The organism is Cohnella massiliensis (assembly GCF_900169535.1).
Classification (GTDB): domain Bacteria; phylum Bacillota; class Bacilli; order Paenibacillales; family Paenibacillaceae; genus Cohnella; species Cohnella algarum.
Genome location: NZ_LT821259.1, coordinates 2,516,155 through 2,529,053, shown reverse-complemented (window position 1 = coordinate 2,529,053; position 12,899 = coordinate 2,516,155). Strand labels below are relative to the sequence as shown.

Below are 12,899 nucleotides of genomic sequence, written 5' to 3'. Positions count from 1 at the left end.
AGCCTGCGGATTATATTAAGGAGGTGAAAGTTTACTATGGCAACTCGCATTCGTCTGAAACGCATCGGCGCCCACAAGGCTCCGTTCTACCGCGTAGTCGTATCCGACTCCCGTTCCCCGCGCGACGGCCGCTTCATCGAAGAGATCGGGATCTACAACCCGGTCGCTCAACCGGCCGAAGTGAAGATCGACGAGGAAAAAGCGCTGAAATGGCTGCAAAGCGGAGCGCAAGCTTCCGATACCGTTCGCAATCTTCTGAGCAACGCCGGCGTTCTGAAAAAATTCCACGAATCCAAGCTCCAGAAGTAATGTCGGATTCCCGGAGGGCATAAACCATGGAACAATTAATTCGGGTTATCGCCCGAGCTTTGGTGGATCATCCGGAAGACGTGCAGATTCAGGTCAAGGAGGACGCGCGAGGCTTGGTGTACGAGCTTTCCGTTCACCCCGACGACGTCGGCAAAGTGATCGGGAAGCAGGGCCGCATCGCGAAAGCGATGCGCACCGTCGTCACTTCCGCCGCGGTCAAGGAGCGGAAGCGTGTCATCGTGGACATTATATCGGAATAAAGGGAAGAAGCGGGGTCCGGGCTGCATGCCCGGACCTTTTTAGACTCATCTTAAAGAAAAGAAGGGAGCTGTTTCCGTGACGGAAGAGCGTTTGCTCAATGTCGGCAAAATCGTCAACACTCACGGCATCCGCGGCGAGCTTAAAGTGTGGCCGCAAACGGATTTTCCGGACGTGCGCTTCCGTAACGGAAGCCGCTTGCTGCTCTGTCCGCCGGAGGCGGCAGCCGGCGAGTCGATCGAAGTGGAAGTGCAGAGCGCCCGCGAGCAAAAAAACCTGTTCGTCCTCAAGCTCAGAGGCTACGACCACATCAACCTCGTCGAGAAGTACAAAGGCTGGGAACTGAAGGTTTCTAACGAAGACCGGGTCGAGCTGGAAGAAGGCGAGTACTACTTGCGGGACATTATCGGCGCGGAGGCCGTGACGGAAGACGGAGAGAAGCTCGGGTTCATTTCCGACGTGCTGTCGCCGGGCGCGAACGACGTATGGGTCGTCAAACGCCCGAAAGGCGGCGACCTGTTGCTCCCGGTCATCGACGACGTCATTCTGGAGGTCGACGTGCCCGGCCGGCTCGTGAAGGTGCGTTTGATGGAAGGGCTGCTCTAACATGCGAATCGACGTTTTGACCCTGTTTCCGGAAATGTTCGAAGGGGTGTTCGGCAGCAGCATTTTGGGGAAGGCGCGCGATCGGGGCAAGGTCAGCTTGGCCACGGTCAATTTTCGCGATTTCGCGACGAACAAGCACAATACGGTGGACGATACGCCCTATGGCGGCGGAGGAGGGATGGTGCTCAAGCCGGATCCGATCTTCGCGGCGGTGGAAGCCGTCGTCGAGTCCGCGCGGCAAGCCGCGAGCCCCGAAGCGAAGCCTCCCCGCGTCATTCTGATGTGTCCCCAGGGAGAACCGTTATCGCAGGCGAAAGCGCGGGAGCTCGCCCAAGAGGAGCATCTCGTTTTTATTTGCGGCCACTACGAGGGCTATGACGAACGGATCCGGGAGTTTCTCATTACGGACGAGCTGTCCATCGGGGATTACGTGCTGACCGGCGGCGAGCTGCCGGCGATGGTCGTCATCGATGCGGTCGTCCGGCTGCTCCCCGGCGTTCTCGGGAACGACCGATCGGCCCTTCACGACTCGTTCAGCGACGGTTTGCTCGAATATCCGCATTACACGCGTCCGCCCGAATTTCGGGGATGGAAGGTGCCGGACGTGCTGCTGTCGGGCAATCATGCGGAAATCGACAGATGGCGGCGGCGGCAGTCGCTGCTGCGCACCGCCAAACGGCGCCCCGAGCTGCTGGAACGGGCGGAACTGTCGGACAAAGAACGGGATTGGCTGGAGCAGGCAAAAAATCGGCCGGATCTTGAAAGATAAGGTTGAGTTTGGCGGGCGCATGTGGTAAAATTTCAACTGTTGTGTAAGTCGGACGCCTGGTTTTTTCGAATCCGGCGCCGGCGATAATCGGACGGTCCTCTGCACGCCGTGAAGCGATCGTAAGGATTCGTGGAGCGGGTACGAACGTCTATGGTGGAAGGAGTGGTATCCATGAATCTTATTCAAGCGATCACGCAAGAACAATTGCGTAAGGACATTCCGAGCTTTCGTCCGGGCGACACGCTCAAAGTGTACGTCAAAGTAGTCGAAGGTTCCCGCGAACGGGTTCAGCTGTTCGAAGGCGTTGTCATCAAACGCCGCGGCGGCGGCATCAGCGAAACGTTTACCGTGCGTAAAATTTCGTATGGCGTCGGCGTCGAGCGCGCTTTCCCGCTGCACTCGCCCCGCATCGACAAAATCGAAGTGGCGCGTCGCGGCAAAGTCCGTCGCGCGAAGCTGTACTACCTGCGCGGCCTGCGCGGCAAAGCAGCTCGCATCAAGGAAATTCGATAAGGCTAATCAAAAGGGGGGCTTGGCTTTTGTTCAAGTCCTCCTTTTTGCTTTTTCGCAAAAAAACGGCCCGCCGGGCCTGACCATAGAAAGACGGACTCAGGAAAAGAGGCGAAATCGACATGGATCAGTCGCGTGACTTGAACAATGAACAATCCAAACCAAAAGCGGGCGACCGTCCGGAAACGACGGGGGCGTCCTCTACATACGAAACTCCCGAAGCCGGCCGTTTGCACGGCGTACCCGGGGCCGCGGCCGACGGCAACCCGACCGTGCCGGGCAAGACGGCCGCGCCGCGCAAAAACAACGAGCTCGTGGAATGGATCAAGGCGCTGGCGATCGCGGCCGTGCTTGTTTTGATTATCCGCTGGCTGCTCGTTTCGCCGTTCATCGTCGACGGTTCCTCGATGGAACCGAATTTCTGGGACGGAGAACGGATTATCGTCAACAAGGTGCTGTACGACATCCGCGAGCCGAAAGCGGGCGAAGTGATCGTGTTTCACGTTCCCGAAGAAGGCCGGGATTATATCAAGCGGGTAATCGCCACGCCGGGGGATACCGTCCAGGTGGACGGCGATACGGTGTACGTGAACGGGGAAGCGATCGAAGAGCCGTATCTTCAGGAAACTTACGAAGAAGCTCATGCGGCGGGCGCGTTGTACAACGAAAGAAGCTTCAGCAGCGATTATCCGAATTCGCAATTCCAGGAAACGACCGTTCCCGAAGGCGAATTGTTCGTGCTCGGGGACAACCGTCCGGACAGCAAGGACAGCCGGATGATCGGATTCGTCTCGCAGGACGAGGTCGTCGGCCGGGCCGAGCTGATTTTCTGGCCGCTTAACAAAATTCAGTACATCGGACGCGGCTGGTGACGACATGACAATTCAATGGTTTCCCGGGCATATGACCCGGGCCAAACGGCAAATCGAAGAAAAGCTGAAGCTGATCGACGTCGTATTCGAACTGCTTGACGCGCGCGTGCCGGAATCCAGCCGCAATCCGATGATCGACGAAATCGTCGGGAGCAAGCCGAGGCTTGTGCTCCTGAACAAAGCCGATCTCGCGGATGCCGAGGCGAACAAGGCCTGGAACGATCATTTTCGCTCTATGGGGCTTGAAGTGCTGGCGATAGACGCCAATACCGGAACCGGGGTGAAGGAAATTCCGGCGCGGGTCAAGGTGCTGCTGAAAGAGAAAATCGAGCGGCAGATCGCCAAGGGGATGCGTCCGAGGCCCGCTCGCGCGCTTATCGTCGGAATTCCCAACGTAGGCAAATCGACGCTCATCAACCGGCTGGCGGGGCGAAATGCGGCGGTGACCGGCGACCGGCCCGGCGTGACGAAAGGACAGCAATGGATTCGGACCGGCGGAGATCTCGAATTGCTCGACACGCCGGGCATTTTGTGGCCGAAATTCGAGGATCCGGGGGTCGGGTTCCGCCTCGCGGCTACGGGCGCGATCAAGGAGGAAGTGCTGCCGATCGAGGAAGTGGCCTGCTTTTTGCTGCAATGGCTGGCGGCGTCGTACCGGGATGCGCTGAAGGAACGGTACGGTCTCGCGGATTTGCCCGAAGAGCTGCCCGACATGGCCGCCGCCTCCGAAGTGCTGGAGGAAATCGGCCGGCGGCGCGGCTGCCTGGGGGGCGGAGGGCGCATCGATTACGAAAAGGCGTCCGGCGTGCTTTTGCGGGATTTGCGGTCCGGCAAGCTCGGGCGCATTACACTGGAGGCTCCGGGGAACGAGCCGTCCGCAAGTTCTTGAAGCCGGCTGTGGGCAGCCGGCCTTTTTATTTGCCGGCGATTCCCACCGTCGGATGTTCATCCGATTTCCAATTCGGAAAAAGCCTGCGCAATTGCAGGATTCCTCGCGGCCGAGAGGTCGCGAGCAAGGAAGCATGGAGCAAAGATGAATTGCGCAAAAAACATGGAAGAAATCCAACGCGACGGCGAGACGCCGCGAAGAGGCGGTTCGGATGGGGAAATCCCGGGTATCCGCAGAGGAGAATCCGGATTTCGCCATCCAGGCGTTTTTTTAATCTAAAAAAGCTTGCCGTCGGCGGCGCGATGACGGACAATACAAGAAAGAAAAGAGCAATCGCTTGGGGAAGGCGGGTAAGAAGTTGCCGCAGGATCATGCACGGGAAGAGCCGGATCGGCTGGAATTCGAACGAAAGCTGTGGGAAAGCGGTCTGGTCGCCGTTGCCGGCGTGGACGAGGTCGGGAGAGGCTGCCTGTTCGGCGACGTCGTCGCGGCGGCGGTCGTTTTTCGGCCGGGAACGAAGCTGGAAGAAATCGACGATTCCAAAAAATTAAGCGAGAAAAAACGAGAGCTTCTGTACGACCGGATCGTGGCCGAAGCGGCGGCGTGGTCGGTCGCCCGGGTCGACGCGGAGACGATCGACCGGATCAACATCCGGCAAGCGTCCCGCCTTGCGATGAAGATGGCGGTCGAGGGCTTAGGCCAGGCGCCGCAGCATTTGCTCGTCGATGCCGAGACGGTGAGTCTCGACATCCCGCAAACGGCGATCGTCAAAGGCGACGCGAGAAGCCAATCGATCGGGGCCGCTTCGATATTGGCCAAAGTGACCCGGGACCGGCTCTGCAAGGAAGTGTGGGACGCATTGTATCCGGGCTACGGCATAGCCGGGCACAAGGGCTATGCGACGAAGGAGCACCGGGAGGCGCTGCTGGCGCTCGGGTCGACGCCGCTGCACCGGAAATCGTTTTTGGGCGGGATTTTGTCGGTTCAGCAGGAGCTGTTTACTTGAATTTGCGACGGACTTTGCCGATACATAGGGTAAGGATTTTCGGGGGAAGGAGGGGACGCGCATGAACGCCAATATCGGATCGATGCTTCGGGCGATGATGGGTGAGACGCAGCCGACGGAAAGCGTCCGCGCGCTCGAGCTGAAAATCGGGCAAATCGTCAGGGGCGTCCTGCTGCAAATGCTGGACGAACGCGAAGCCGTCATCAACGTCAACGGGGTCAAGGTAAGGGCCACGCTCGATGCCGAAATGCCCGTCGGAAAAGGGACGCTGCTGCAGGTGATGCCGGATTCGCAAAACGGTCTTATCGTGCTGAAGCCGCTTGCCGAGACGTCCGAATCCGTTCCGGACGAGACGGTGCGAAACGCGCTCAAATCGTTCGGCCTGCCGGAGCACGATTGGGCGAACGAGCTCGTGCGCGGATTGAAGCGGGACGGGTTCGCGCTCGACCGGGACGCCGCCCGATGGTTTCGCCAGGCAGCCGAAGCCAAGCCCGCAAACGTCGGCGCGCAGGAATGGATGAACGCCGCGGGCGTGGCGTTCCGTCGCGGCCTCGAGCCGTCGGAAACGACGATCGCCTCGCTGCGGCAAGCGCTGTTCGGCCAGCCGATGCACGCGCAGCTGGCGGAAATGCGAACGCTGGCCGGAGAATTCGCCGCCTCGGTCAAGCCCGGCAGCCCGGCCGCCGAGACGATCGGCCAGCTGCAGCGCTTGCTGGCGCAAGGAGCGGCGCTGCTGGACGAAGGCGCGGCCCCTTGGACGGGGGACGCGAGCGAGGCGCCGGCCGGCCGACGCGCCGACGGCGGAGCAAGCGGGGGCCCGAATCCGGCCGGGGCGAAGCCGGAACGGGCCGATGCCGCCGGTCCGAACGCAGCTTTCGCGGCGCTCCCGCAGGCGGAGAACGGCGCGGAGCGCGCCGGGCGGGCTGCAGGGAGCGGTCCTTTGCCGCAGCAGCCCGCAGCGCCGTCGGGGGCGGTTCCGCGCCCCGCCGGGGAAACGGCCGCCGGCCGGACGCCATTGGCGGCGGCGATGGGCGGCGCGGAAACTGCCGAAACGGACGCCGCCCGTCAGGCCGGCCCGGACGAACGAGCCGACGGATCGCCGCGGCGAGCGGTCTCCGACCAGGCGCAACGCCCTCCTGCTCCCGTGGCGGCGCCCAATCAGGGGAACGCGGCGCCGGCCGCATCGCAGGAAACGGCGCGAACGGACGAAGCGCAGAGGGCGGCAGTCGGGCAGACGGGACGCGACGCCGGCTTCGAAACGGCCGCGCAGCGCCCGGCCGCCGAAAGCGCGGATCGCGCGGAGCCGTGGATCGGCCGCTTTTTGCAGTGGCTGGGCGTCGGTCACGAGCGTCAGGCGCTGATGACGGCCGAAGCGGCCAACGGCTGGCCGGCGCCGGGCGGCGGCGATCCGTCTCCGGCCCAGGACGCGGCCAAAGCCGGAGAGACGCTGAAGGGCGCGCTGCTGGCGCTGGCAAGCCAGGAAGACGTTCCCCAGGCGCTTCGCGAAGCCGCGGGCAATCTGGCGCAGCAAATCGCCGGCCAGCAGCTGCTGCTCTCTCCGGAACGCCAAAACGCGACGCTGCTCAGCCACATGACGTTTTTCGTCCCGCTCAAAAACGCGGACGGAGAGACGACGGCGACGATTCACGTCCAAACGCGCCGCGGCCGAAAAGGCGAGTGGGATTCGGATAATTGCCGGCTTTTATTTGATTTGAAGATGTCGCACCTGGGGGATACGCTCGTCGATGTGGCCGTCGTGGACAAGGTCGTCTCGCTCAGGCTGCTCAACGACCGGCCCTGGGTGGCGGAGCTGGTGGAAACGGCCAAGGAAGAAGCGGCCGAAGGCCTGCGCTCGGCGGGCTATCAGCTGCTGTCGCTTAAGGCGGCGCCGTTTCCGAAGCCGATCGCGGAAGAGGGGGAGCCGTCCAAGCCGGACGTTGTCCGCCGGGATGGCTCGGCCGACAAGACCCTGCAGGAGCCTTATGCGTCCAAGCTCTACAAGGGGGTCGATTTTCGCGCATGAGCGCCCAGAACAGCTATCCCCGCAAAGAGCCGGAGCAGCGAACGCTCACCAAAAAAGCCGTAGCCCTGAAATACAGCCCGGAGCGGGCGCAAGCGCCGATCGTCGTCGCCAAAGGGCAAGGCGCCATGGCCGAGGAAATTTTGCGCCGGGCCAAAGAAGGCGGGGTGCCGGTTCAGGAGGATGCCTCGCTTGTCGAAGTGCTTTCCAAGCTCGATCTCGAGCAGGAAATTCCGCCGGAGCTGTATCGGCTCGTGGCCGAGGTGCTCAGCTTCGTCTATCGCACGGACCGGAAAGCCGGACTCAAGTCCGCGGGCGAAGGGATCGCGGACCGGAGGGGGAGGTAGAAGGATGAACGACGGGTCGACGAACGGGCGTCCCCGCGCCGGGAAACGCGCCGATCGCCGAAAACAGGCGGGAAGGGAAGCGGAAGAGGCGGCCGCCGCCTATCTGGCCGACCAAGGATTCGTCATCCTGGAACGGAATTGGCGCTGCCGGACGGGGGAGATCGATCTGATCGCGAAGGACGGGGAGAGGCTCGTCTTCGTGGAGGTGCGTTCCAGACGCGAATCATCCCGCTTCGGGACCGCCGTCGAGGCGGTAAACGCCCGCAAATGCGCCCGGGTTCGCGCCGTTGCGGGCGTTTACTTGTCGATGTCCCGCGCGGGTTCCAAGCCGATTCGCTTCGATGTCGTAGCCGTCACGTTCGCGGGCGACGGAGGCGTCGGCGAGCTGCGGCACATTGCCGGAGCGTTTTGAGAAGGACGGCGAACGCTCGCCTCAATCGGGGACGGCGGGCTTGTCCAGGCAGCGGTATTGAACCGCTTCGGCGACGTGCTCGGCCTCGATGGCGTCGCGGCCGTCCAGGTCCGCGATCGTGCGCGCCACTTTGAGAATGCGGTCGTGGGCCCGGAAGCTGAGACCAAGCCGCTCGTACACGCTGCCGAGCAGCTTCTCGGCAGCCGGCGAAAGCCTGGCGTGCTCGGCCAGCTTTCGCCCGTAAAGCTCGCTGTTCCAGCGGATCGCGCCGCCCCGGTAGCGGGCTTTTTGCCGTTCGATCGCTTCCTCCGCGCGGGCTCGCGCCATGGCCGATGTCCAGCCCTCGGCGGACGCGGGCTCCCGGGCCGTCTGTCGCGGCATTTCCACCTGGAGGTCGATGCGGTCGGCCAGCGGCCCCGACAAGCGGGAGCGGTAACGGGCGACGGCCGCGCCCGAACAGGTGCAGGCGCGATCCCCGTCGGACCCGAAGTAGCCGCACGGACAAGCGTTCGTGGAACAACCTTGACCTTTGAGAAGGAATAGCGAGCAGTGACGGATGCCTGCGGCCGGCCGCGACCCGTTCCGTCATCGTCTGGCGTGATCGTATTAACGATGACCTCTCGCACAAGCGCCCGAACGATTTCCCTTCTAACCTCAAACGGTGGGTCGCCTTCGATTTTTTGCTTCAGGTCTGCCAGCAGGGATTCCGCCGTATCAAACTGCTGCACGAGTCCGTCCTCTGCCTCGATCGCTTCATCCAAGTCCTTGATCCGCTGCTCCAATGCCTGCTTTTCCTTCATGATCTCCTGCAGTTGCCGTTCCACGTCAGCGGCGCCGATGATTTTCTTTCGGAACAGATCGAGGATGCCCTGCTTGTCCGAGTCTTTGTCCAGCAGTGACTTGGCTACCATCGCTCTTTCTGCTGTCAGCGATTCTTTGTGCGATTTACGTTCCTCCATGCCTGCCGCAAGTTCCTGCAGGGCATCGCCTGGGTTGTTGATGAAATCCACGCATTCCTTCCAGACGGATTCCTCGATCCATTCGGCAGGCACATTCTTCGAGGTACATTTCCCCAGCAGCGACCCTCTATAAGATGTTTTCCCGCCACATACGTAGTAAGCCTTCGCCCTTCTGTTGGCTCCGGGATAGGCGGTACCATGGTACGTCAGCCCGCACACGCCGCATTTAATCAATCCGCGCAATAGGTAAAAGCGTTTGGCGTTCTTCATGCATTCCAGTTGATTTTCACGCAGGGTCTGCTGTGCCATATCCCATGTTTCCTCATCGACAATGGCCGGAACTTTTCGCTCAATCAATTCCCGATCTTTCTTTGTTCGCTTTCCGTAAGTATGAATGCCCTTGTAGGTGGTGTTCTTGATCATGTTTCCGATGCGCCCCGGCGTCCAAACACCGGCAGTCGCTTCTTTCCGTTTGCCCTTTTTCACCTTGCGACCATCCTTGGTGTAGGATGGCGGGATCGTCAGGGCATTGAAGTAGTCGGCGACCTGAATCGTTGAATACTTTTGGTGAGCGACGAGGTTATACATCAGGCGTATCACGCTGGCTTCAGTCATGTCCGGCTTGCCCGGCAGCGGTTCCTCGTTAATCTCGAGAAACCGATCCTCGTTGACGAAGTACCCATAAGGGACGATACCGCCGAGCCACTTTCCTTTACGCGCAGCGCGATTCGCCCCATGCCACATCGTTTCGAGCGTGGTTTCCCGGTCGAGCTCCGCAACGCCAGCGAGCACAGTCAGGATAAACCGGCCATGGGGGTCACCGGTATCGAACGGTTCCGTCATGCTGCGGATTTTTACGCCGTACTGCTCCAGCTTGTAGACCGAATTCAGGATATCGCGTGCTGTGCGCCCCAGACGCTTAATATTGTAGATGAGCACGAGCTTAACCTTTCCTGCCTGTGCATCTTCAACAAGCCGCTTGCCATCTGGACGTTCCTCAAGCGGTATTTTGCCGGAAACTCCGTCATCCTTGTACCAGTCACCAATATCGAACTTATGAAGGTCGCAGTATTTCGATGCGAAGTCGACCTGATTCTCGATGGTTTCTCGTTCCTGCTGATCCTCCGACGAGACCCTGCAATAGATTCTCACTTCCTTTATGGCATAGAAGCCATTGGTTTGTCCTAGCATTTGTTTCACTCCAATCAGAATATATGTTCGATGATGTGTTAAAAAGAAAAGCCCATCAGGGCATCGGCAAGTGATATCATGGTTCAAATGAATTTAAGAGCAGTTTCAATTATTTTTTCTTTATGAGAAATAATGTCCGTTGGTCCTGAAATATTAAATGTCGTTCGTTCTTCATCGTTAAATTGGATGTATTTATTACCTGTGTTGAACCCAAGCCTGCAAATCCATTTACGGATATTGTCGTCGATGAGGATGTTGAAGTAGCTCATATTATCTCTGTAAAAGACGCGGCTTGGATCGACTGTTTCACTTAAGAGGATTTTGACTGCTGCGTATCCCTCTATTTCTTCCTCTGTCGTCACGATTTGTACGTTTGCTTCTTCCTGTGGGAGATTTTTTTGCTCAACCTCTTTGGCACTGGAAATCTCGGCTGATGCATTCGTCGTTTCGATGGCCGCTTTGAATTTATCATTTAGCATTTCGCTAAGCATTTGCTTAAATGATTTTTTGACCAAATCTCCAAATTTTTCGATGACCTGCTTTGTTTTCTTTCCTGGGTAGATATCGGAAATAACCAAAGAAACAAGGGCATCAGATGGATTGTCGAATTGTTGAATTAAGAAATTTTTTATTTCGTTTGTATATTTCAGTTCTGATGCGGTAGTTAGAATGTTCTCAACATCAAAGTCATCCTTGCGAAATTTGATTAATTCTGATATTTGGCTATCTTTAATTTCTAGTAGGTTAAACTCAAAGAATGGAGCAGTATCCATCACATTTTCTTTCTCTAAATCTGTGTAGAAGCGGTAATGTATACCATTCGTTAAAATAGCAAACTTGGCACGGGTCGTTCCAAAATACCTGAACAACTGAGAATCGTGTTTGGTTAGCTTTTCTTGGATAGACTTTGCTTCTATCAATATTACAGGTTCACCATTTTGCAAGATTGCAAAGTCTACCTTCTCACCTTTCTTTATACCTACATCGGCTACAAACTCTGGAACGAATTCTTCTGGATTAAATACGTCGTAATTAAGCAGTTGAAAGAAAGGCATAATAATTGATGTTTTTGTTGCTTCCTCAGTCAAGATTCGATCTTTCAGTGTTGACACTCTCTTAGAGAGGGATTTAATTTTATCCGAAAAATTATCCATCTTTTTCACCTCGAGATTACTTCAATCTAACAGCCCACAATCGGTTCGCAGGAGTCCAGTCATTCACCATATGGTGGCGGATCGGTGTGTCGTGCGGAAGGTGGCCTTTGCGCAGAAGGTTTAGAAGTTGCGGTTCTGTAAGCGGCTCTGATGTTTTTCCGTTAAGCGAGTAATACCATACATCTATGTATTCATTAATCGAGGGTGATGCCGCCGCAGTTTGTCCATAAACCGCCTGATCCGGTTGCGCATCAATTTCTGGCTTGCTTGCATTTGAACGGTTCCTAAACCATTTAATCGTTGAACCAATCGACTTGAAAATGGGTTCTAAAATCTCATAAATAATTCCAATATAAATCAAAACTGCAATGATCATTCCCCACCATGCCGTATTCCATAATGCAAATGCGACGAAAAGTAAAATTCCATTTGTAATTAGTTTTTTTATTCCATCCTTAAATAAAACAACAATGATCAGAATGCCTAGCAACACCGTGACCATAAACATTGGTTGTCACCTCCCAAACTGATATCATTCTAAACTATGCCGAACCTCGATCACCTTACCCAGCACAAAAACATCTTTAGCAGGGTAGACCATAGTCTCCATCGCTGGATTCGACGAACTGAGGATCGCCATTCCATCTTGATACTTTACGCGCTTCAGTGTGGCTTCACATCCGTTGACGGCCACAACGGCGATATCTGTGCTGTTGACTACTTGTTGGGTAACCACAACGACGCGGTCGCCTTCATATATACGATCCCCAATCATGGAATCACCTTGCACGCGCAGCACAAATCCTGACCGTCCTCTTAATAGTTCTGGTTCCACGAGTTCGTATCCCTCAATCGATTCTAATCGATCAATGGGTTGCCCAGCACGGATTGTGCCAAGCACGGGAACGCGCAACATTCGTGACGGTTCATAAGGTGTGGCGCTCTCCATGATCGTCTGCGGGAGTTCAACATCAATATGGCCAGCCGCTCTCATTAAATCTTCGAAAGATACCCCAAGCGGTTTATGAAGTTTTTTTAGAATTTCAGGGGATGGAACGCCCCTTTTTCCATTCTCAATTTGCGACAAATAAGAATGAGACACGCCAGAATAGAGGTCCAATTGTCGAACCGTCATTTTCTTTTCATTTCGAAGTTTCCTTAAATACTTGCCAAATTCTTCTGCTTTCATTTGCAACCACCCAATTCAAATTATAGATGAAAATTAAAAGAAAGTAATCAAATCAATAAAAAAGTGGTTGCAATTGCACACAAGAACAATTAATATGGTGGTAACAAATGAATAAATACAATAGCAACCACGATTTCTGGGAGGTGAGATTAACCTTGAAAATCCTAGTCAAAGATGTCGGCGAACTTAAGAAACTGCTTCTCATCAAGGGATTCACACAAAGAAGCCTCGGCAGAGAAATCGGCATCTCTGAGCCTTATGCAACTCAAATCGTTAACGGAACGCGGAATCCTGGGCCTCAAATTGCGAAAAAGATAACAGACGCCCTCGATGTTGATTTCGACACCATTTTTTTTATCGATAGTGGTTGCAAAAGCAATCAGGAAAGCCCGACCTTATCTTAAATGA

16 protein-coding genes and 1 pseudogene are annotated in these 12,899 nt (G+C 56.6%); 12 read left to right on the top strand and 5 right to left on the bottom strand.

From position 1 onward, the window contains the following. Nucleotides 1-36 precede the first annotated feature (36 nt). From rpsP to B7E11_RS25540, 11 genes are all read left to right on the top strand, one after another. On the top strand, nucleotides 37-309 hold the full coding sequence (gene rpsP / locus B7E11_RS25590) for a 30S ribosomal protein S16 (RefSeq protein ID WP_080840108.1): 273 nt from the start codon (nucleotides 37-39) through the stop codon (nucleotides 307-309). 26 nt (nucleotides 310-335) lie between these two features. After that, the gene (locus tag B7E11_RS25585) at nucleotides 336-569 is read left to right on the top strand and encodes a KH domain-containing protein (RefSeq protein WP_080840106.1); all 234 of its coding nucleotides are present in this window, start codon (nucleotides 336-338) and stop codon (nucleotides 567-569) included. Between the two features lie 76 nt (nucleotides 570-645). After that, nucleotides 646-1,173, top strand: a complete 528-nt coding sequence (gene rimM / locus B7E11_RS25580; RefSeq protein WP_080840104.1) for a ribosome maturation factor RimM — start codon at nucleotides 646-648, stop codon at nucleotides 1,171-1,173. A gap of 1 nt (nucleotide 1,174) precedes the next feature. Next, the gene (trmD, locus tag B7E11_RS25575) at nucleotides 1,175-1,942 is read left to right on the top strand and encodes a tRNA (guanosine(37)-N1)-methyltransferase TrmD (protein ID WP_080840102.1); all 768 of its coding nucleotides are present in this window, start codon (nucleotides 1,175-1,177) and stop codon (nucleotides 1,940-1,942) included. Between the two features lie 171 nt (nucleotides 1,943-2,113). Beyond that, nucleotides 2,114-2,455, top strand: coding sequence for a 50S ribosomal protein L19 (gene rplS, locus B7E11_RS25570; protein WP_080840100.1), 342 nt, complete (start codon nucleotides 2,114-2,116; stop codon nucleotides 2,453-2,455). A 119-nt stretch (nucleotides 2,456-2,574) separates the two neighbouring features. Beyond that, the gene (gene lepB, locus B7E11_RS25565) at nucleotides 2,575-3,324 is read left to right on the top strand and encodes a signal peptidase I (RefSeq protein WP_080840098.1); all 750 of its coding nucleotides are present in this window, start codon (nucleotides 2,575-2,577) and stop codon (nucleotides 3,322-3,324) included. Nucleotides 3,325-3,328: 4 nt separating this feature from the next. Then, entirely contained in the window at nucleotides 3,329-4,213 is an 885-nt protein-coding gene (ylqF, locus tag B7E11_RS25560; RefSeq protein WP_080840096.1) for a ribosome biogenesis GTPase YlqF, read from the top strand. Between the two features lie 337 nt (nucleotides 4,214-4,550). Further along, the gene (locus tag B7E11_RS25555) at nucleotides 4,551-5,219 is read left to right on the top strand and encodes a ribonuclease HII (protein WP_342744487.1); all 669 of its coding nucleotides are present in this window, start codon (nucleotides 4,551-4,553) and stop codon (nucleotides 5,217-5,219) included. Between the two features lie 61 nt (nucleotides 5,220-5,280). Continuing rightward, entirely contained in the window at nucleotides 5,281-7,242 is a 1,962-nt protein-coding gene (locus B7E11_RS25550) for a hypothetical protein (protein WP_080840092.1), read from the top strand. Next, a complete protein-coding gene (locus B7E11_RS25545) occupies nucleotides 7,239-7,586 on the top strand; it encodes an EscU/YscU/HrcU family type III secretion system export apparatus switch protein (RefSeq protein ID WP_080840090.1) in 348 nt (115 codons plus the stop codon). The genes B7E11_RS25550 and B7E11_RS25545 overlap by 4 nt, the downstream gene beginning before the upstream one ends. 4 nt (nucleotides 7,587-7,590) lie before the next feature. After that, nucleotides 7,591-7,998 carry a YraN family protein gene (locus tag B7E11_RS25540; RefSeq protein ID WP_080840088.1) on the top strand — a complete coding sequence of 136 codons (408 nt, stop codon included), beginning with the start codon at nucleotides 7,591-7,593 and terminating at the stop codon, nucleotides 7,996-7,998. Between the two features lie 21 nt (nucleotides 7,999-8,019). On the opposite strand, the gene B7E11_RS30485 is transcribed toward B7E11_RS25540, so the two are convergent. The 5 genes and pseudogenes from B7E11_RS30485 to B7E11_RS25515 form a co-directional block, all read right to left on the bottom strand. Next, nucleotides 8,020-8,556, bottom strand: a complete 537-nt coding sequence (locus B7E11_RS30485; protein WP_245809870.1) for a magnesium chelatase subunit ChlI family protein — start codon at nucleotides 8,554-8,556, stop codon at nucleotides 8,020-8,022. Between the two features lie 464 nt (nucleotides 8,557-9,020). Further along, nucleotides 9,021-10,148: pseudogene (locus tag B7E11_RS30480) on the bottom strand (recombinase family protein); the annotation flags it as partial. An 83-nt stretch (nucleotides 10,149-10,231) separates the two neighbouring features. Further along, entirely contained in the window at nucleotides 10,232-11,302 is a 1,071-nt protein-coding gene (locus B7E11_RS25525; RefSeq protein ID WP_080840085.1) for a type I restriction endonuclease, read from the bottom strand. Between the two features lie 16 nt (nucleotides 11,303-11,318). Further along, on the bottom strand, nucleotides 11,319-11,810 hold the full coding sequence (locus B7E11_RS25520) for a GYF domain-containing protein (protein WP_080840083.1): 492 nt from the start codon (nucleotides 11,808-11,810) through the stop codon (nucleotides 11,319-11,321). 24 nt (nucleotides 11,811-11,834) lie between these two features. Beyond that, entirely contained in the window at nucleotides 11,835-12,491 is a 657-nt protein-coding gene (locus tag B7E11_RS25515) for a helix-turn-helix domain-containing protein (protein ID WP_080840081.1), read from the bottom strand. A gap of 155 nt (nucleotides 12,492-12,646) precedes the next feature. Between B7E11_RS25515 and B7E11_RS25510 the strand changes: the two genes are divergently transcribed. Next, on the top strand, nucleotides 12,647-12,895 hold the full coding sequence (locus B7E11_RS25510; protein WP_245809823.1) for a helix-turn-helix domain-containing protein: 249 nt from the start codon (nucleotides 12,647-12,649) through the stop codon (nucleotides 12,893-12,895). Nucleotides 12,896-12,899: the final 4 nt, after the last annotated feature.

Bases quoted from the DNA above. Each gene is read 5' to 3' on its own strand.
- B7E11_RS25515 (WP_080840081.1), bottom strand. From the start codon at position 12,491: ATGAAAGCAGAAGAATTTGGCAAGTATTTAAGGAAACTTCGAAATGAA.
- lepB (WP_080840098.1), top strand. From the start codon at position 2,575: ATGGATCAGTCGCGTGACTTGAACAATGAACAATCCAAACCAAAAGCG.
- rplS (WP_080840100.1), top strand. From the start codon at position 2,114: ATGAATCTTATTCAAGCGATCACGCAAGAACAATTGCGTAAGGACATT.
- rpsP (WP_080840108.1), top strand. From the start codon at position 37: ATGGCAACTCGCATTCGTCTGAAACGCATCGGCGCCCACAAGGCTCCG.
- B7E11_RS25585 (WP_080840106.1), top strand. From the start codon at position 336: ATGGAACAATTAATTCGGGTTATCGCCCGAGCTTTGGTGGATCATCCG.
- B7E11_RS25545 (WP_080840090.1), top strand. From the start codon at position 7,239: ATGAGCGCCCAGAACAGCTATCCCCGCAAAGAGCCGGAGCAGCGAACG.
- B7E11_RS25520 (WP_080840083.1), bottom strand. From the start codon at position 11,810: ATGTTTATGGTCACGGTGTTGCTAGGCATTCTGATCATTGTTGTTTTA.
- B7E11_RS25525 (WP_080840085.1), bottom strand. From the start codon at position 11,302: ATGGATAATTTTTCGGATAAAATTAAATCCCTCTCTAAGAGAGTGTCA.
- B7E11_RS25540 (WP_080840088.1), top strand. From the start codon at position 7,591: ATGAACGACGGGTCGACGAACGGGCGTCCCCGCGCCGGGAAACGCGCC.
- trmD (WP_080840102.1), top strand. From the start codon at position 1,175: ATGCGAATCGACGTTTTGACCCTGTTTCCGGAAATGTTCGAAGGGGTG.
- ylqF (WP_080840096.1), top strand. From the start codon at position 3,329: ATGACAATTCAATGGTTTCCCGGGCATATGACCCGGGCCAAACGGCAA.
- B7E11_RS25550 (WP_080840092.1), top strand. From the start codon at position 5,281: ATGAACGCCAATATCGGATCGATGCTTCGGGCGATGATGGGTGAGACG.